Origin of the sequence: Syntrophomonas wolfei subsp. wolfei str. Goettingen G311 (assembly GCF_000014725.1) — a bacterium.
GTDB lineage: Bacteria > Bacillota > Syntrophomonadia > Syntrophomonadales > Syntrophomonadaceae > Syntrophomonas > Syntrophomonas wolfei.
Genome location: NC_008346.1, coordinates 1,758,979 through 1,777,460, shown reverse-complemented (window position 1 = coordinate 1,777,460; position 18,482 = coordinate 1,758,979). Strand labels below are relative to the sequence as shown.

Genomic DNA, 18,482 nt, shown 5'->3' with positions numbered 1-18,482 from the left:
TGCTTAAGGATAGCCGGTAAGGCGGTGTAATCATGACCGAAGCCGAATTAATTCCGATATGGATTTCACTTAAAACAGCGGGCACCGCAACCTTTATTACCTTTATCCTGGGCATTGCTGCCGCTCGTTGGATGGCCTATGGAGATTTTAAGGGCAAGAACCTGCTGGACGGTTTGTTTATTCTTCCCCTGGTCTTGCCCCCCACTGTTTTAGGATTTGGACTCTTACTTATCTTTGGGAAAAACGGCCCCCTGGGGCAATTATTGTTATATTTTGATAAAACGGTGATATTCTCCTGGTCGGCAACGGTGATTGCTTCCACTGTGGTAGCTTTTCCTCTGATGTACCAGGCCACCCGGGCTGCCTTCGAACAAATACAGCCTAACCTCGAAGATGCCGCCCGTACTTTAGGGGCTACGGAATGGGCCGTATTTTGGAAGGTCAGTATGCCGCTGGCCTGGCCGGGTATAGCCGCCGGTACCATTCTGGCCTTTGCCCGTTCCCTGGGTGAATTCGGGGCCACTTTGATGCTAGCGGGGAATATCCCGGGAAAAACCCAGACCGCGCCCCTGGCGATCTATTTTGCGGTGGAAGCCGGGCGATCGGATCAGGCTCTGAAATGGGTACTGGCCATTCTGCTAATCTCCTTTGCCAGTATCATTGCCTTGAATTACTGGAAGAGCCGCCAGTATTCTTCCTGGAGGAGCGGCCAGCCCATGGTAAAGGAGGTAGTGATAGATGCTGGATATAGAGATTAAGAAATCACTGCCTGGCTTTAAACTGGAGGTATCTTTTGCCGTGGAGCGAGAGATACTGGCTATTTTAGGTCCTTCCGGCTGCGGCAAGACCATGACCTTGAAGTGTATTGCCGGTCTGATACAGGCGGATGAGGGGCGGATAGCCCTGGACGAAAAACTGTTGTTTGATTCCAGCAGTGGGGTTAATATTAAGTCCCGGGAAAGAAATATGGGTTTTGTTTTTCAAAATTATGCCCTTTTTCCCCATATGGATGTTTTTAATAATATCGCCTTTGGCATACGGCAATTGCCGGTAGAGGATGTTAAAGAAAAAGTCAGACTCTGGCTGCAGAAAATGCGTTTATCCGGTTTGGAGAAGCGTTATCCCGGGCAGTTGTCTGCCGGGCAGCAACAGCGGGTGGCCCTGGCCCGGGCTCTGGTTTCCGAGCCGGAAGTGCTCTTGCTTGATGAACCTTTTTCCGCATTGGACAGTATTGTTAAAGAGCGGCTGGAGGAAGAACTCTTGGAAATTCATGAATTTTTCCCCGGCCATATCCTTTTTGTAACGCATAACCTGGCCGAAGCTTATAAACTGAGCTCCAAGATAGCAGTATATGAAGCCGGGCGTTTGCTGCAATTCGGAGAAAAAGAAAAGGTGATCAACCGCCCCTCCAACCGAGTCGCAGCTCGCCTGACCGGGGTTAAGAACTTCCTCCCGGCGGTTGTCCAGGAAGTGGAGAGTAGCAGCCTTAATCTGGAATTGAGTGGCCTGGGAACCAGGCTCAAGGTGGAAAGGGCAGCGGGAGAAGAGTGGAAAACGGGGCAGGTAGTTACTTTGGGCATACGCCCGGAGTATATTCAGATTAAGGACAACGGGGAAAACATCATAGCAGTTCTGGTGGAAGAGGTCATAGAAGAGATATCCAGTTATATAATCCGCTGCTCGCTTGCGGGAAGTGGGGGCGAAAAGATTTTGGAAGCACGAATACCTCGAACAGAAGCTATTAACCTTAGCCGAGGCGATAGCTACCAGTTCAATTTACCGGCGGACAAAATCTTCATTATGCTTGAATAAGACTGGATTATTAATCAAGTAGTTTAATAATACAACTCTCCTTAATTAAGCCCCTTTTAGGGGCTTTCTTTTTAGGCGGGAGCAAAGTAAATTTTCCGATGCTTATAAAGCTATTTGCGGCGGCAAACAGGTGGCTTTCTACTCCATCCTGTATGGAGATAAGCTTCCAGGCTCTTACCCCGTACTTTTTATTACTTATTTGTAAAACTGTCTAATGATTCTACGGCATCTACCAGGCTCATAAAAGCAGAGTGGAGATTTTCCTGGCTTAACTCCCAAACCGTTCGCTCCTCCCGGGGCAAATCATGTATCCTTTCTCAAGTGGGAATAGGGTCGGCTATATGTTCATAACCGAAATAATCGGCCAGGATAGATAATTGCTCTATATTATGCTCCCATTCCTTGGTATTTATCTTGTTGGGCAGAATAAGGTTAATTCCGCCTGCATTTATCCTGGAAGCTCGCCACAATTCCTCCAGGTTTTTTAATTCCTCCAGTTCATTAGCAGCGGTGAGATCGCTGCAGACTATTAAAGCATCGGCCATAGCACTTAGACAATTGCATTCTTCACTGGATGCAGGCGCTAACAACAGGTAATCATAGGCCAGCTTTTCCAGGTGAGGTGAGTAATTCGCCGCTGCAAAACCCCCCGGATTTAATAAAACTTCCAGCAGGTCTATACCCAGGCGAGAGCTGAATATTTTGGCCTGGGCTATATCTTCTAAAGGCTTTGCCGCTTTCGTTCCTGCTTCTTGCCGGTCAATACCCAGCCAATGGCACAGCTTTTTATTATTTCCAGTATCTCCAATCAATACCCGGTATCCTTTACGGCTTAAACCACTGGCCAGGTTAACCGCCACCGTTGTTTGCCCGCAAGCGGGACGATTAGAAATAATCATTATAACTTTTATCAAAGCCCAACCCTCCATGCCCGCTGTACGACTTTCCTAATCATAAGAGGAGGGAAAACCCACCCCATCCTTTTACACTCCCAGTATATCATCCAGTATATCATAAAGAGGCTTTTGGCTATTTAATTTATCCAATTATTACTTGCTGGAATTCTGCTACCTATTCGAAAATACACTTCAACCATTCACCACCCCTCAATATGTTAACATGATAATAACAAATGTTAAGTTAAGCCCCGCGATATTCTGGCCCACGACCTCCCGGCTTCAGCAGTCTCCCTGCATGCCTTGCGTAAGCAGGCCGGAGAAAAATATGATGTATCCGTCTTTTCCCTGGCCAACTCCCTGGTTGACCTGTACCCGGATAAATTCGCCGTGGTGCAGAGTGATGGGCAAACCGAATACATGGAAAATCTGATCCCTGAGTGGAGTAGACAAAGAGGAATGCATAACGGAATAAAGGCTACTCTTTGGGTGTCTTAAGGGTAAAATTGCAACAAAAAAGTATTGATATGCTACAATGCGATAAAAGGACTAAAAAACTACGGAAAGAAAAACACTTATTTTTTCTTGAAGAAGAGGTGAAAACATGGGTACTGATGAAATCCTAAAACAGGCATTAAAGCTTAAAATTGAAGAGAGATTCATACTGGTGGAAAGTTTAATCAAGAGTATAGATGAGCCTGACCGGAAGCTTGATGAGTTATGGGCAGAGGAAGCAGAAAAAAGACTTGCGGCATACAGAGAAGGAAGGTTGGAAGGTATTCCAATGGAAGAGGTGTTTATTCAGTAGAAAGTGATCACATTTTTATAATTGCAGTAGCGCACCAACACCGAAAACCAAACTACTGGGTAGATAGAGACGAATTATGATTTCATGCGGAAATTTAAACACCTGTAAACGCAAATATAATGGGGAATGCATGGAAGGTGGTATGTCATAATTACTCAGGCTATGATTCGAGGTGTTTCCGATTAAACAGATTTTGGATAACCGCCGACGTGGCAATGTCGGCGACTACCTGGCAGAGAACATTGACAAAAACGCCAGGCTTTCAATCGTATCAGCTTACTTCACTATCTACGCTTATAACGAATTAAAGGCCCAGCTAAATAAGATAGAGCAACTGCGATTCCTTTTTGGCGAACCCACTTTTGTCCGGGATGAAAACTTTAAGGAGAACCGCCAGTTTATCATGGAAAAAACTGGGCGTGAGAATGCTGTTGCCGGTACTGATGTAGAAATAAAATTGAAAAACAGTCTCACCCAGAAAAACATTGCCTTGGAATGTTCAGCCTGGATTAGGCAGAAGGTGGAAATAAGATCCCTGGTAAAACCCGATTTTCTCCATGGCAAAGCCTATATTATGCAAAACCCCGGGGGTAACGATTCCGCTATTGTGGGTAGCTCAAACTTTACCGTCAGCGGCCTCGGGCTTAAAGGGCACTCTAATATGGAATTAAACATCGTCAGCAATGAGCCGGAAAACATCAAGGAATTATTGAGCTGGTTTGATGAAATCTGGGATCATCCCGATATGATAGAGGATGTAAAGGAGCAGGTCTTAGAAAATATATCTCACCTTTTTGTGGAGAACTCCCCGGAGTTCTTATACTTTGTAACCATCTATAATATCTTCAAATCATTTGTCGAGGAAATGGATGAAGAGGATATAATGGGCCAGCGTACCGGTTTTGCTGATACTCGTATCTGGAACATGCTCTATAACTTCCAAAAAGATGGTGTTATTGGGGCAATTAACAAGCTGGAACACCATGGCGGCTGCATCCTGGCTGATAGTGTGGGCTTGGGCAAAACTTTTGAAGCTTTGGCCGTAATTAAGTATTACGAACTGAAAAATGACCGGGTACTGGTCCTGGCTCCTAAGAAATTGCGGGAAAACTGGAGTGTTTATACCAACAATGATGTCCGTAATATTCTTAGCCAGGATCGTTTTAATTATGATCTCCTAAACCATTCCGACCTTAGCCGGGAAAGCGGCAAATCTGGAGATATCAATCTGGAAACCTTGAACTGGGGTAATTATGACCTGGTAGTAATAGATGAGTCGCATAATTTCAGAAATAACCCTCCGGTAAAAGGTCGCTTAACCAGGTATCAAAAATTAATGCAGCACATTATTAAAGCCGGGGTTAAAACCAAAGTGCTTATGTTATCCGCTACTCCAGTTAATAACCGCATGAATGACCTCAAAAACCAGATTGCTTTTATTATCGAAGGTAATGACCGGGCTCTGCACACCAGCACCGGTATTAAAAGCATCGAGATAACCTTGAAAGAAGCCCAAAAGCGCTTTAAACGTTGGACTGAACTACCGGATGATAGGAGAACTACCGAAGCCCTTTTAAACGCCTTAAATTTTGACTACTTCACCCTGTTAAATACTCTGACCATAGCCCGCAGCCGCAGGCATATCCAGAGGTATTATAAAACTGATGATATTGGTGATTTTCCCAAACGCCTTGACCCTATAAGTATTAAAGCCGAAATTGATTTGCAGGGAGAATTCCCGCAGTTAAAAGCCGTTAATACCTTGATTCGCAAGCTCCATCTTTCCCTTTACAAGCCTTTAAGCTATGTTAGGCCTGAACGAACCAGGGCTTACAGCAATTTATATGATATTGAGTTACAGGGATCAGTTTTCCGCCAGACTGATCGTGAGTTAAGTTTAATCGGCTTAATTCGTATTAACCTCTTTAAACGGCTGGAAAGTTCGGTAAATTCCTTTTGCATGTCGGTAAAAAGACTATTGAACAATGTTAATGCTGCATTGGATATGATAAATAACTGTAGCGAGGAATATTTTAAAGATGCGGATATTAGTGAAATAGACATAGATGATCCCCAGTATGAAGATTTACTGCTGGGTAACAAGGTTAAGGTTTTACTAAACGATTTAGATCTCATACGCCTGCGGCAGGATCTGGAAGAGGACCAGAAAAAACTTCAGTATCTTTATGATGTAGCTAATCAAATTGATGCCAACCGTGACTCTAAATTGAAAAATTTGATTAAGCTTATTGATGATAAACAAAAACACCCGGTAAATGCCGGTAATAAAAAAGTTCTGGTTTTCACTGCCTATGCTGATACTGCTCGTTATATTTATGATAATATTGCGCCCTGGGCGTACAAACAGCATGGGTTGTATTCAGCTCTGGTAACCGGTACTGATGCCGGACGTACTAATATGAAAGGTATAAGAAGAGAGTACAATTCTATTCTTACCAGCTTCTCCCCCTTGTCAAAGTCTCGTACGGAAATATCACCTGAACTGGTGGATGAAATAGATATACTAATTGCTACCGACTGCATCTCTGAGGGACAAAACCTGCAGGATTGTGATTATCTGCTTAATTACGATATTCACTGGAATCCGGTTCGTATCATCCAGCGCTTTGGCCGCATAGATCGCCTGGGTTCCCAAAACGATAAAGTCCAACTGATTAACTTCTGGCCAAATGTTGAATTGGACGAGTATATAAATTTGGAGGCGCGGGTTTCAAATCGCATGGTGCTGATGGACGTCTCTGCTACCGGTGAAGAGAATCTGATTAAATTTAGCGAGAAAGACCTGATGAATGATTTGGAGTACCGCCGCCAACAGCTACAGCAGCTGCAGAATCAGATCCTGGACATGGAGGATTTATCCGGAGGCATATCTATCACTGATTTAACCCTGGATGATTTCCGCATGGATTTAATTCGCTTTATGAATACCAACCCCGGAAGATTAGAAAAGGCCCCCACCGGCCTCCATGCCCTGGTACCAATCAAACCCAAACTACAAGAAGAGGCAATCCCTGGAATCCTATTCTGCCTTAAGCAAACCGACAGCAGCGACCGGGAGCGGCAGGCCAATTCCCTGCATCCCTATTATCTGGTCTATATCGGTGATGAGGGTACCATCCGTTATGCCCATACCCAGCCTAAGAAAATCCTGGATATCTACAAGGGACTATGTGCCGGAGAGCAGGATATATATAAGGAACTATGTGACACTTTTAATAGTGAAACTGGCGATGGTGCCAACATGCATAAGTATTCGCATTTACTGGAAACCGCGGTTAACAGTATTATCGGCATCAAAGAGGAAAAGGGCATAGAATCATTGTTTACCCTGGGAGGAACCAGAATACTTGATGAGCAATTGCATGGCCTGGATGATTTTGAGTTGATTAGTTTCTTAATTGTAAGGTGATGAAATGCTTAAAACCTTGATGGAAATATTCAACCTGCCCCCTAAAGCCCGTATGCAAAGACGTATGCCTAAAAATACATTTTATCGCAATGCTGAATTAAGCAAAAGAGACATTAAAACCTTTGTTAATGAGATCCAGTTAGTACAAGTCGTAGCAATACTCAACAGTGATTCCCTGCGGGTTGCTCCGTTCGTAAACGAAGAATACAACATTAGTGATATCGCTTATTTATTGGTAGAATTAAAGAATAAGGGCCAGGAGGGAAAGGTAGCCCATATTATTCATACCGCTATTCCTTATCCACTGCTTATTATTTTCTGCTACCGGCAGCAGGTTCGTTTCAGCACCGCCCTGAAAAGGTTAAACAAAAACGATCCAACATCTATTGTATTGGGTGATATTAACATTTCCCCCTGGGTAGACCCTATTTACCCGCTGCCGGTACAAAAGGCTTTTTTGGACAGTCTGGCCTTAAAGACATTGCCTTTCGATAATTTATACCGGCTTTACCTGGCTCTCGACAACCGCATCTACCTTACCGGGGTGATTGATTTGATTGGAGTATATCCTTCACCCGAAGTTGATGTAAATGAGGTCCAAGAAATGCTGGATAAGATAGATAAACTGGAAAAAACCATTAACACCCTGAACACCGCTATGAAACGGGTTACTTCTTTCGCCCACAAAATGCAACATCATGTACAGATTCAACAGCTCCAGCAGCAGCTGGATGCTTTAATAACTCAATTAAGCGAGGTGTGCTAAACAAGAATGAACAAACTTGATGGTAAGACCATGGATTTAGTTCAACACAACATTGATGAACTCAAGAAGCTTTTCCCCGAGGTCATAACCGAAGGGAAAATTGATTTTGACCGGCTTCGGCTCCTGCTCGGTGATGAAGTTGATACTGGCAAAGAGAAATATGAGTTCACCTGGCCGGGTAAGAGCGACTGTATTCGGTTGTCCCAGCAGCAATCCACGGGAACACTACGCCCTGATAAAGAATCAAGTAAGGATTGGGATACCACCAAAAACCTTTACATAGAAGGTGATAACCTGGAGGTATTGCGGCTATTGCAGAAGGCTTATCATCGGAAAGTAAAGATGATATACATAGACCCGCCTTATAATACTGGGAATGATTTTATCTATAAAGATGATTATAAGGATAATGTGAAAAGCTATAAGGAAAAAACGGAACAATCAATGAAAGCAAACCCCGCTACGGCAGGACGTTATCATTCAGAATGGTTAAATATGATGTATCCTAGATTAAGATTGGCTAAGAATTTATTAAGTGATGATGGAGCTATTTTCATAAGCATTGATGACACTGAGTTGGATAACCTAAAAAAGATTTGTAATGAGGTTTTCGGAGAAGAGAATTTTATTGCTTGCATAGCTTGGCATAAGAATTATGCATCTGCTAACGATTCAAAGGGGTTTTCTAGTGTTCTAGATTATATACTTGTTTACAGAAAAAGCGAAAATTTTGTTCGTAATTTGTTACCCAGGACAGATAAACAAAATTCGTTATATAAATATGACAGTAATGATGGATATGGTCCATGGCGCCCAGATAATTTATCGGTAAAGACTTACTCAAAAGAATATGATTTTACGATTATAAACCCAACAACGGGGGTTGAATATAATCCTCCCAAAGGAAGGTGTTGGGTCACTAATAAGAACACTATAGATAAGTGGATTAAAGAAGGGAGAGTGTTTTTTGGGCAAACGGGTAACGGAGCGCCACAACTTAAGCGTTATTTAAATGAAGTACAACAAGGAGTAGTTCCGATTACATATTGGTCTTATGATGAATGTGGGCATAATGATGAAGCCAGAAAGGAAATCAAACAACTTTTTAGTGAACCTCCTTTTGATACTCCTAAACCTACTCGCCTTATTAAACAAATATTAAATATTAGTACAAACAAAGACTCCATAGTTTTAGATTTTTTTTCAGGATCTTCCACCACAGCCCATGCTGTGATGAAACTCAACTCTCAAGACGATGGTAACCGCAAGTTTGTAATGGTACAATTACCAGAACCTTGCAACGAAGACTCTGAAGCTTACAAAGCTGGTTTCCCAAACATCTGTGAAATCGGCAAAGAACGTATTCGCCGCGCCGGTGAAAACTTAAAAGAAGAATACAAGGACAAAGAAGGCATTGAAAACCTGGATATAGGCTTTAAGGTATTCAAGCTGGATACTTCAAATCTCAAGGCATGGGACCCGGATGTTGAAGAACTGGAAGGAACCCTTAAAGGCATGGTTGACCCCATTAAAGAAGACCGTACCCAGGAGGATATGCTGTATGAGATTATGCTGATATACGGCATAGACCTGACCATACCGCTGGAAGAAATTCAGATAAAAGGCAAGACTGCTTATTCCGTTGGCTTGGGCTATATGATTGTCTGTCTGGAAGATGGTCTAACCCTTGACGTTATTGAAGCTATTGGCGCTATGAAACAATCCGGCCAGGAAATAGCCCGGGTAGTTTTCCGGGACTCCGGTTTTGCCGATGATAATGTCAAAACTAATGCCGTGCAGCTATTAAAGAAATTCGGCATTGAAGACTTCCGGACCATATAGCGAGGTGATAGGTGATGAAACTAAAATTTGTTTCCGACCAACAATTCCAGTTGGATGCCGTTGCCTCAATAAGCGACATCTTTCAAGGTCAGGCAGTAAAACAGGCTAATTTCTCGGTTGCTTCCACCATGGGCAGTAGCGCTCAGGGTGAATTAGGTTATCAGACCGAACTTGGTTACGCTAATAAACTGGACCTGTTGGATGACGAACTGCTGGAAAACATTAATCGCATCCAACTGCGCAACGGCTTACCTAAAAGCACTGATATCCAGGGGCGCAATTTTACCGTAGAGATGGAGACCGGTACCGGTAAAACCTATGTTTATATTCGTACTATCTATGAGCTTAATAAGCTTTACGGATTTACCAAATTTATTATTGTGGTTCCTTCAGTAGCTATCCGTGAAGGGGTTAATAAATCCCTGGAGATTATGGAGGAGCATTTTAAGAGCCTCTATGAAGGCGCCAACTGTGATTATTTTATCTACGATTCCTCCAAGCTGGGCCAGTTAAGAACCTTTGCTACCAGTTCCAATATTCAGATTATGGTTATTAATATTGATGCCTTCCGTAAAAGCTTTGTGGACCCCAATAAACCTGATAAAGCTAATATCATCCACCGCGAGCACGACCGTATGAATGGGCGCAGACCGATTGAATTTATCCAGCAGACCAACCCCATTGTAATTATAGATGAACCGCAAAGTGTGGATAGAACCGATAAAGCCAAGGAAGCTATTGCATCGTTAAATCCCCTTTGCACTTTACGCTATTCCGCCACCCATGTGGAAACCTATAATCTGATGTATTGCCTGGGACCGGTAGATGCTTATCAAAAAAAATTGGTGAAAGAAATTGTAGTAGACAGCATTAAGGAAGCCGGAAACTTCAACCGGCCTTATATTCGCCTGGTATCGGTCAAAAACAGTAATGGCTTCCAGGCCGTTCTGGAACTGGACATAAAGAACCGTTCCGGCGTGGTACAAAGAAAGCAAAAAACAGTCAGAGTAGGGCAGGACCTGTTTGATATATCCGGGGAAAGAGAAATTTATTCTGGTTATATTATTAACAACATTGACTGTTACCCTGGTAATGAGATGGTGGAATTCACCAATGGTAGCCACCTGCCGTTAGGAATGGAAATGGGCAACATCAGTGGGGATGATATAAAACGGGGTCAGATCAGTGCCACCATCAAACACCACCTGGACCGGGAACTACGCCTGGTTCCCCAGGGAATAAAAGTCCTTTCCCTCTTTTTTATAGACCGGGTGGACAACTACCGCATATATGATAGTAACGGTAATCCCCAGAAGGGCAAGTATGCCTTAATGTTCGAGGAAGAATATAGTAAGCTGATTAAACTCCCCAAGTACCGCACCCTTTTTGAAGACCATAATTATATGCTTAATGACGATCCATCCATGGTTCATGATGGCTATTTTTCTATTGACAAAAAGGGAAGAATTAAGGATACACGTGGTAATACCCTGGCTGATCACGACACCTATAATTTGATAATGAAGGAAAAAGAAAAGCTGCTCAGTTTTGAAACCCCGTTGCGTTTCATCTTTTCCCATTCAGCGCTCAAAGAAGGCTGGGATAATCCCAATGTCTTTCAGATATGTACCCTGATTGAAGCCCGGGAAACCCTAACCCGCCGGCAAAAAATTGGCCGCGGCCTGCGCCTTTGCGTCAATCAAGAGGGGGAAAGGATATTTGACCCCCAGATTAACACCCTGTCAGTTATGGCCAATGAATCTTTTGCCGAATTTGCGGAAAACCTGCAGAGCGAAATGGAGGCCGAAACCGGTGTCAAATTTGGCTTTATTGAGAAACATGCCTTCGCAGGTATATCCTATACCGACGACTCCGGAAAAATTGAAAACCTGGGTTATGAAGCATCAGAGAATCTATGGGGTTTTCTTTTAGAAGAAGACCTTATTTATACAACTGGAAAAGTTAAACTGGAATTAAAAGAACAAATTGCCAACGATACCTTTCAGGTGCCGCCAGAATTTGAGCATGTAGAGCAGGAAATCAAACAGGTAATACGGCAGTCGCTAAATAAATTGCCCATACGTAATCACAATAATGAAGTTACTGCCCAGTTGAACAAACGGGTTTACCTGGGACCGGAGTTTGAATCCCTGTGGAACCGCATAAAATTCCGTACCACTTATTCAGTTGCTATGGATATTGAAAAACTAGTGCAAGAATGTGTGGATGCCATTAACAGAATGCCGGCCATACCCAAAGTTCGCCTGATTCAAGAGAGCGCCCGAATTGATATTAACCAATCAGGTGTTTCTGGAGAATTGACCAGTGTAAAAGTTCTGGACCAGATTGACATCAAGCATTCCTTGCCCGATATCCTGCGTTATCTCCAGGATGAAACCAGGCTGACCCGAAGAACCATCGTAAGAATACTCATCGAAGCCCGAAGGTTGGAAGATTTCAAAAATAATCCCCAGAAGTTTATGGAAGCCGTAAGTGACATCATCAAACAAAGGATGAAACTTATGATTGCCGACGGCATCAAATACGAACGAGTCGGCAATCTGGAATTTTACCGGCAGGAACTGTTTGAAATGCAGGAACTAAAAGGCTATTTAAAATCCAATGCCATAAAAGTAGAGAAATCAGTTTATGACTACCTCATTCTGGATTCCAATACGGAAAAAGAATTTGCCCAAATGCTGGAACAAGATGACGAAGTAAAAGTCTACACCAAACTGCCGCCCAAATTCGTCATAGAAACCCCCATCGGTAACTACAACCCGGACTGGGCAGTGCTGGTAGACAAAGACGGCACCGAAAAACTATATTTCGTAGTAGAAACCAAAGGCAGCACTGACAGCGGCCAGTTAAGACTATTTGAAAACTATAAGATAGAGTGCGGCAAAAAACACTTTGCCGCCCTGGAAACTGGAGTTACTTATGAAGTAGCCAAAGATTATGCGGAGTGGAAGTTGGGAATTTAACATCATGTATGAAACCACAAGGATTTCTATGGCATAGTAATAGGTTTTTATATTATAGTTCCCGGAAGATGCTTAAAGGAGCTGTTTTCATGTATCTCAAATCATTAAGAATAAATGGTTACCGCCCATTTAGGGATTTTACAGCTAACTTTGGCCAATTGGAAGTATTAGTTGATGCCAATGGTTCGGGAAAATCCAGCCTTTTTGAGTTTCTTAAGTTTCTGCGAGATGGTATGGGCGAAGATATCCCCCCAGAGATTGTTAAGGGGGCAAATGGGCAGCAAGTTTTCCACAAACCGGGTGAAGACAGATTTTGGTGGAGTATTGAAGTAGATAGCGGTTACCCTGTACCTGTGCGTTATCAAGGGGAACTCATGGGGTCGGTAGGCAATAAACATGTTACTTTTGAAAGGGTAGTTTCAGCATCTCCATTAGGAGATCAATACGAGAGGCCGTACTTGTTTAATGAAATAACTTAACAACTTAAGTGCCTGGCACCTGTTCTACTAGAGCTGAATATTTTGGCCTGCTTATCTTCTAAATAAGGCTTTGCCGCTTTTGTTCCAGTATCTTGCCGGTCAATACCCAGCCAATGGCGCAGTTTTTCATTATTTCCGGTATCTCCAATCAATACCCGGTATCCTTTGCGGCTTAAACCACTGGCCAGGTTAACCGCCACTGTTGTTTGCCCACAAGCGGGACGATTAGAAATAATCATTATAACTTTTATCAAAGCTAAACCTCCATGCGAGGGGGGGAACCAACCCCATCATTTTACACTCCCAGTATATCATAAACAGAATTTTGGCCATTTAATTTATCCAATTTAAGCATTGGAAGAAACTGCGGAGCAGTTTCAACACATAGCTGCAACGAAGGCGGGGGATTAGAAACCGCCGCCTGTTTTGTTAACAGGCAACCGCTTAGCGGGGGACATATTTCACCTCGTTATATTTGCTGGACTTCTGCTACCCATTCGAGAATGCTTTAAGATTTTAGCGATTAATTGTAAGTAAGTGCTTACATTTTTAATATACCCTGCGGCGGTGACTGGGCTGAGCGAAGCCTCCCTTGGCCTGTCTCGTCTCTGAATTCCTAAAAGCGGCCAGGTGAAGCACCTGCTCTTCAAAAACCAAACCAGCGGCTATATAAGATATGCTGTGCAAGCGGATATCAGTTCCCAGGCCGACAGATGGGTATTGCTCCTGTTCGGCCCCTTGTAGAGGTTTTAAAACCGTCTCAATGCCGGTAGCACTGGATATACTGGCTTTGACATTTTTCATTTCCAGAGCCTCCATAGCATAACTCCCCAGAAGCTTATTCCACAAGCGCTTCAGCACATCAGGATGACTGAAAATATCCAAACAGTTGAAGATGCCGCTAACAAAAACCCCTACTCCCACCTGCTTTTCCAGAGGCTGGAGCCCGGCGATAAAATCCGCCAGCTCACTTTCATAGCTGGCGTAAACATCGTGTATGGCATCAGTTGTTGAATGGGCGTCCATAGATAGCTGTTTGCGGTCGATTTCTTCCCAAACCGCATGTTGATCTGCTTCAAACGACCTGGCCTGGGAGAGATTCTCGGCTACTCGGGACGCCTTGGTGCGGCGCAGTTCTGAATGCCCAAAGACCTGGGAACCCTGGAAGTGATTGCTTTCATAGCGCCAGCGACCCCTTTCCACACAACTGACCGGTATATCCAAGCTGCCTTCCGGCGGAATCAGTATAGTGGCATTGACCATGCGATTCTGTTTGGCCCCCACCAGCTCTTCACCGTCCAGAATCAAGACCGGCTGTTTACCCCGGTTGACCACTATGAGGTTGTTTACCATACCCTCTTTACTGGCTTCGCTTACTTGTAGCGTTCCTTCTGCCAAAGCTTCATCCAATAACAAATAGTTGCGCCTACCAATCTCCCAGTTAAGAAAAAGCGGTATCAAGAGGAGATTATCCTTCTGCTGACCTTCACCGCCAGACAATTGTTCAAAATATTCAAGCACAAGTGTTTTCATATAACCATCCCTCCATTATTCTGGTTTTATGACGATTGCAAAAGAGCTGCACGGCAACCATTCACCACCCCCCAATGTGTTAATGCAACAATAACAGATGTTAAGATAAGTTGTCAATAGTAATTACAGATGTTATAATCAGCATAAAAGTACTTGAGAGTAATTGAAAAGGACTGAACAGAATGACGATAAGCGAACGTATAAACAAATTGCGGAAGGAGCGCAACATGAGCCAGGCGCTGCTGGCCGAGAGAGCGGGACTGAAGGCCCCGGCCATATCCCAGTACGAATCAGGGGCCCGCTCACCCAGTTTTGAATCCCTGATTAAATTATCCAGCGCGCTGGGAGTTCCCAGTGATTACCTGCTGCTGGGCGAAGAAGCAGCACCCTACGAAGAGAGCAGTGATTCCCTGAGCCGGATGATAATGCACATATCCGGTATGCTGCCGTTTGATAAGCGGGAGATGCTGCTCGACTACGCTCTGATGTTGCTGGGAACAGGACCGACCCGCTTAAACTTGCCTTATTTCAATGATGTTCGTTCCTACGCCGATTACATCTTTCGCCAGTTGGGTGGCAACAGCTTACCGGTAGACTTAAACGGACTGTTGGAGCACTTTAAGGTAAAGCTTATCGAAAGCGAACTGGATAACTGTGAGGGGATGCTGGCTCAGGGTCATGAGAACCTGATCATCCTGGACCCCCGCCAGCAGAACCAGCAGCGCCGGCGCTTCACCCTGGCTGTTTTGCTGGGCCACCTGATCATCCCCTGGCATACGGAAACCGTTTATCGCGCTCGGGAGGAGTCGGCTTTTAAGACGGAAGATCCCCGGGAGATGGAAGCCCTGCAATTTGCCGCCTGTCTTTTGATGCCCCGTGATATTCTGGCTCAAGACCTCCCGGCTTCAGCAGTCTCCCTGCATGCCCTGCGCAAGCTGGCCGGAGAAAAATATGATGTATCCGTCTTTTCCCTGGCCAACTCTCTGGTTGACCTGTACCCGGATAAATTCGCCGTGGTGCAGAGTGATGGGCAAAAAGCATTGAAGACCTTCCAGGGCAGCCGGCCGGTTCGCAATGATGTGGATCCGCGCAGTCTGGCCGCCGGGTTTTATAAATCACTGCCCCAAGAAAGCGAGGTTCGCACCGCCAAACTGGAAGAGAAGATCTGGTTTCAGGACGGAAAACCCGGGGCCTATGTATTGGAGGAATCAATCTATGATCCCCAGATTGGCAAGGTTTTAAGCTTACTGACAGTGCCCTAAAAGAATAAGTGGGGACGGGGGAGTAAAAAATGATAATAACGAGCCAGTGCAATAAATGTGGGGCCAAATTAAGCAGAATACTTTTGATAAACATTTACACCGAATACGGGGATAATCTGATCCCTGGGTGGAGTAGACAAAGAGGAATGCATAACGGAATAAAGGCTACTCTTTGGGTGTCTTAAGGATAAAATTGCAACAAAAAAGTATTGATATGCTACAATGCGATAATATAAAGACAAAAACCCAACCATCTTTTGAAAAAATGCAAAATATTAGAACATTTTGCAGGAAGATGGAAGAAAGACAGAGAAATATATCCTATATTGGATAAATAGTCTATATATAAGCGATACAAGCGGCAAAATTATAATTAGAAGCGATTAGGTCGATTTTTTGCATGCAAAATAAAACATAAGTAATATTCGCTAGAAAATGTATTGATAATATAACCTATGGGTATGATGATCGACATTCGAAATCTTCCGGATGCATGGGAGATGATTGACCGACTGGGTGGAGAAGAAGCCAAAGAGAAAGATGAGCTATACGATATCTATTATAGAATCTCGACCGCTCTTTTTGATTACCGGCTAAAGCATGGTCTATCGCAAAAAAAACTGGCGGATAAGCTGGGTGTTACTCAAGCTATGGTGGCTAAAATGGAGAGTGGTGACTATAATTATACGATTGAACAACTCTGGAAGATTGCTAATAAATTGGGTTTCAGATTTAGCATCGACTTTCAGGAGATAAATTCATAAAAATGCCGTAGATGAACAACCTTATTACTCTGCTGCATATTTCCATTCATCCACCCATAAAAATCCTCGTAGTTGACATCCGCAAACGGAAATGTGGTTTTACTTTATGGAATCCAGGCTTCGCGGCGGCAAAAGGCTTCGTGGCTCATTACTACCAGGTCATTTTCGCCGTTGTTGGTGATAAGAATATGGTCGTCAGTTTTATAACAGAACTTGGAGAAACCCTTATAATCCGAGCGAATCACCGATGACGGCTTAACAATCATAAGGCCGGGCCAGCGGGTTCTTCTTCGAGCCAGAGTTCAGCAGCTTCCCTGATATTATCCAGGACTTCTTCTTTCGTCTTTCCCTGAGATATACATCCGGGTAATACGGGACATTCTGCAATAATCCAGCCATCTTCCCCTGGAGTTAATATCACCGGTAACTTCATTAGTAGTTAGCTCCTTTCTTTAACTTTCTTATCCTACCCAAAGTCTATCACGGCTGTTAAGGTTGAAAAGTAAGTTAGCTCACTTTCCTTACCAACATTGCTTGTTTGCGAAATAACTCAATGATTCTTCGGCTTCTTACCAGGCTCATAAAACAACGTGGTGTTTTTCCTTGCTCAGCTAAAGAGACAGGAAATGGTTTTTTTTACTTCAGTATATCATAAACAGCCTCCTTCGTTTAATTCATCCAATTATGGAAAGAAAAATAAATATATTTGGTATAATTTATAATAGCTTTAAAAAGGGGGACGGGTATAGTGTTTAAAAAACAGGTTCTTGGAGTTATTCTCATCATTATAATGGCTCTGGGGTTAGCCGGGTGTAACAGTGCAGCAACGAAAGGCGGACAGTCGGGAGGCAAAGATGTAATTCCATTGATAATGCTTACATCAGAGCCTGCGGGCGAAAATGATGCTGGCAGCATGGAGCGGGAGGCGAGACTGGCTTCCTGGGATTTGAAGAGTGGCAAACTCTCCTGGGAGCAGGAAGCTTGTTTCCGGCAGGAGATGGGGGAGGAGTATAATCCTCGACTGATCTGGGATGGCGGCTCCCGGCTTTTTGCCTGTTCATTTGGAAGCCAGGAAACTGGTAGATTAATAAAGGGGCAAGCTAGTAAATTAAGCGTTCAGGAAATAAGAACGGACAGTATGCCTATGGTTGCAGCTATTAAGGCCTCATCCGAGCAGGATGAGCTTCTGTTGGCCTATCCCCGTTCCCCGTCAGGGGAATCACCGGATTCATTAATTCCGGAGGTGATCGTTATCGAAAGTCACCGGGGCGATTTGGTGGTGAAGCGCGAACTGCCGCTGCCGGATTATGCCGCTAAGGGTGATATTATGCCTTTACTCATTTCTGGCAATTCATCTCAATTCAAGCTGCTTCTGCTTAATAATGATATTGAAGCCGCAGAGGACGGGCTGCTTTTAGCCAAGGTCGCTGAGCAGCAGGAAGATTGGCAAAAAATAAAGGGTGAAACTTTGGGTTTAATTGTTGGCGGGGGAACGGATCTGGCCCAAACCGGAAGCAATATCTACAGGACTATACCGGAACCGGCAAAGCTCAGCTTGGTGCAGCGGGAACCGGCCTGGGAAGAATTTTCGCCCCTCAGTGACCTCCAGGCTGGTTTAAGCAAGAATATCGAAAAGGCGATGGAAAAGTATGGCGATGCTTATTGTGATCTGCGACTGGGTAGTTTCAAGGATATTTTGCTGGTAGCGGCTGACCTGCCTGAAGAACACTGGATATGGGCTTTTCGAGGCGAAAAGTGTATAGGCCGCTTGTATACTAATAATGAAACTCAAAGCATGGAGAGTTCTCCGGGGAATGAAAAGATGCAGGCAACTGCGTTTTCCGCCCGAGCAGATTGGTTTATACTGCCGGCTGATGGTTATGGGCAGTATAAATAGTCAGCCGAT

The 18,482-nt window shown here is 44.0% G+C and carries 17 protein-coding genes; 12 read left to right on the top strand and 5 right to left on the bottom strand.

Annotated elements, in window-relative coordinates; genetic code table 11:
* The first annotated feature begins 32 nt into the window (after positions 1–32).
* Positions 33–758 carry a molybdate ABC transporter permease subunit gene (modB, locus tag SWOL_RS08055; protein ID WP_011640957.1) on the top strand — a complete coding sequence of 242 codons (726 nt, stop codon included), beginning with the start codon at positions 33–35 and terminating at the stop codon, positions 756–758.
* Positions 739–1,812 carry a sulfate/molybdate ABC transporter ATP-binding protein gene (locus tag SWOL_RS08050; RefSeq protein ID WP_011640956.1) on the top strand — a complete coding sequence of 358 codons (1,074 nt, stop codon included), beginning with the start codon at positions 739–741 and terminating at the stop codon, positions 1,810–1,812. Before modB ends, SWOL_RS08050 begins: the two co-directional genes overlap by 20 nt.
* Before the next feature lie 317 nt (positions 1,813–2,129).
* Here SWOL_RS08050 and SWOL_RS08045 read toward each other — a convergent pair whose 3' ends face one another.
* Positions 2,130–2,726 (bottom strand): ParA family protein, encoded by a 597-nt coding sequence (locus tag SWOL_RS08045; RefSeq protein ID WP_011640955.1) that lies wholly within the window; start codon positions 2,724–2,726, stop codon positions 2,130–2,132.
* A 285-nt stretch (positions 2,727–3,011) separates the two neighbouring features.
* Here SWOL_RS08045 and SWOL_RS08040 point away from each other — a divergent pair, with 285 nt between their 5' ends.
* From SWOL_RS08040 to SWOL_RS08010, 7 genes are all read left to right on the top strand, one after another.
* Positions 3,012–3,206, top strand: coding sequence for a hypothetical protein (locus SWOL_RS08040; RefSeq protein WP_011640954.1), 195 nt, complete (start codon positions 3,012–3,014; stop codon positions 3,204–3,206).
* Between the two features lie 106 nt (positions 3,207–3,312).
* Positions 3,313–3,516 (top strand): addiction module protein, encoded by a 204-nt coding sequence (locus tag SWOL_RS08035; protein ID WP_011640953.1) that lies wholly within the window; start codon positions 3,313–3,315, stop codon positions 3,514–3,516.
* A 172-nt stretch (positions 3,517–3,688) separates the two neighbouring features.
* Positions 3,689–6,946 (top strand): helicase-related protein, encoded by a 3,258-nt coding sequence (locus SWOL_RS08030; RefSeq protein ID WP_011640952.1) that lies wholly within the window; start codon positions 3,689–3,691, stop codon positions 6,944–6,946.
* Positions 6,947–6,950: 4 nt separating this feature from the next.
* Complete coding sequence (locus tag SWOL_RS08025) at positions 6,951–7,712, top strand: DUF4391 domain-containing protein (protein WP_011640951.1); 762 nt, start codon at positions 6,951–6,953, stop codon at positions 7,710–7,712.
* A gap of 6 nt (positions 7,713–7,718) precedes the next feature.
* A complete protein-coding gene (locus SWOL_RS08020; RefSeq protein WP_011640950.1) occupies positions 7,719–9,554 on the top strand; it encodes a site-specific DNA-methyltransferase in 1,836 nt (611 codons plus the stop codon).
* Positions 9,555–9,568: 14 nt separating this feature from the next.
* Entirely contained in the window at positions 9,569–12,538 is a 2,970-nt protein-coding gene (locus tag SWOL_RS08015; protein ID WP_011640949.1) for a type III restriction-modification system endonuclease, read from the top strand.
* A 68-nt stretch (positions 12,539–12,606) separates the two neighbouring features.
* Positions 12,607–13,017 carry an AAA family ATPase gene (locus SWOL_RS08010; protein ID WP_207635276.1) on the top strand — a complete coding sequence of 137 codons (411 nt, stop codon included), beginning with the start codon at positions 12,607–12,609 and terminating at the stop codon, positions 13,015–13,017.
* Here SWOL_RS08010 and SWOL_RS08005 read toward each other — a convergent pair.
* Both SWOL_RS08005 and SWOL_RS08000 read right to left on the bottom strand, forming a co-directional pair.
* Entirely contained in the window at positions 13,014–13,271 is a 258-nt protein-coding gene (locus SWOL_RS08005) for a ParA family protein (RefSeq protein ID WP_011640947.1), read from the bottom strand. The two genes, SWOL_RS08010 and SWOL_RS08005, sit on opposite strands and share 4 nt — an antisense overlap.
* Positions 13,272–13,566: 295 nt before the next feature.
* On the bottom strand, positions 13,567–14,550 hold the full coding sequence (locus tag SWOL_RS08000) for an ARPP-1 family domain-containing protein (protein ID WP_011640946.1): 984 nt from the start codon (positions 14,548–14,550) through the stop codon (positions 13,567–13,569).
* A gap of 182 nt (positions 14,551–14,732) precedes the next feature.
* Between SWOL_RS08000 and SWOL_RS13595 the strand changes: the two genes are divergently transcribed.
* Together SWOL_RS13595 and SWOL_RS07990 are read left to right on the top strand one after the other, a co-directional pair.
* Complete coding sequence (locus SWOL_RS13595; protein WP_011640945.1) at positions 14,733–15,812, top strand: helix-turn-helix domain-containing protein; 1,080 nt, start codon at positions 14,733–14,735, stop codon at positions 15,810–15,812.
* Between the two features lie 455 nt (positions 15,813–16,267).
* Positions 16,268–16,576, top strand: coding sequence for a helix-turn-helix transcriptional regulator (locus SWOL_RS07990; RefSeq protein WP_011640944.1), 309 nt, complete (start codon positions 16,268–16,270; stop codon positions 16,574–16,576).
* 104 nt (positions 16,577–16,680) lie between these two features.
* On the opposite strand, the gene SWOL_RS14345 is transcribed toward SWOL_RS07990, so the two are convergent.
* Both SWOL_RS14345 and SWOL_RS14010 read right to left on the bottom strand, forming a co-directional pair.
* Entirely contained in the window at positions 16,681–16,842 is a 162-nt protein-coding gene (locus SWOL_RS14345) for a hypothetical protein (protein WP_155814174.1), read from the bottom strand.
* On the bottom strand, positions 16,839–17,009 hold the full coding sequence (locus tag SWOL_RS14010; RefSeq protein WP_011640943.1) for a type II toxin-antitoxin system HicB family antitoxin: 171 nt from the start codon (positions 17,007–17,009) through the stop codon (positions 16,839–16,841). The genes SWOL_RS14345 and SWOL_RS14010 overlap by 4 nt, the downstream gene beginning before the upstream one ends.
* Before the next feature lie 315 nt (positions 17,010–17,324).
* Here SWOL_RS14010 and SWOL_RS07980 point away from each other — a divergent pair, with 315 nt between their 5' ends.
* Positions 17,325–18,473, top strand: coding sequence for a hypothetical protein (locus SWOL_RS07980; protein WP_011640942.1), 1,149 nt, complete (start codon positions 17,325–17,327; stop codon positions 18,471–18,473).
* Positions 18,474–18,482 lie beyond the last annotated feature (9 nt).

Coding starts and splice junctions, on each gene's coding strand:
- modB (WP_011640957.1), top strand. CDS start 33: ATGACCGAAGCCGAATTAATTCCGATATGGATTTCACTTAAAACAGCG.
- SWOL_RS08050 (WP_011640956.1), top strand. CDS start 739: ATGCTGGATATAGAGATTAAGAAATCACTGCCTGGCTTTAAACTGGAG.
- SWOL_RS08035 (WP_011640953.1), top strand. CDS start 3,313: ATGGGTACTGATGAAATCCTAAAACAGGCATTAAAGCTTAAAATTGAA.
- SWOL_RS08025 (WP_011640951.1), top strand. CDS start 6,951: ATGCTTAAAACCTTGATGGAAATATTCAACCTGCCCCCTAAAGCCCGT.
- SWOL_RS08020 (WP_011640950.1), top strand. CDS start 7,719: ATGAACAAACTTGATGGTAAGACCATGGATTTAGTTCAACACAACATT.
- SWOL_RS08015 (WP_011640949.1), top strand. CDS start 9,569: ATGAAACTAAAATTTGTTTCCGACCAACAATTCCAGTTGGATGCCGTT.
- SWOL_RS08010 (WP_207635276.1), top strand. CDS start 12,607: ATGCTTAAAGGAGCTGTTTTCATGTATCTCAAATCATTAAGAATAAAT.
- SWOL_RS08000 (WP_011640946.1), bottom strand. CDS start 14,550: ATGAAAACACTTGTGCTTGAATATTTTGAACAATTGTCTGGCGGTGAA.
- SWOL_RS13595 (WP_011640945.1), top strand. CDS start 14,733: ATGACGATAAGCGAACGTATAAACAAATTGCGGAAGGAGCGCAACATG.
- SWOL_RS07990 (WP_011640944.1), top strand. CDS start 16,268: ATGGGTATGATGATCGACATTCGAAATCTTCCGGATGCATGGGAGATG.
- SWOL_RS14345 (WP_155814174.1), bottom strand. CDS start 16,842: ATGATTGTTAAGCCGTCATCGGTGATTCGCTCGGATTATAAGGGTTTC.
- SWOL_RS14010 (WP_011640943.1), bottom strand. CDS start 17,009: ATGAAGTTACCGGTGATATTAACTCCAGGGGAAGATGGCTGGATTATT.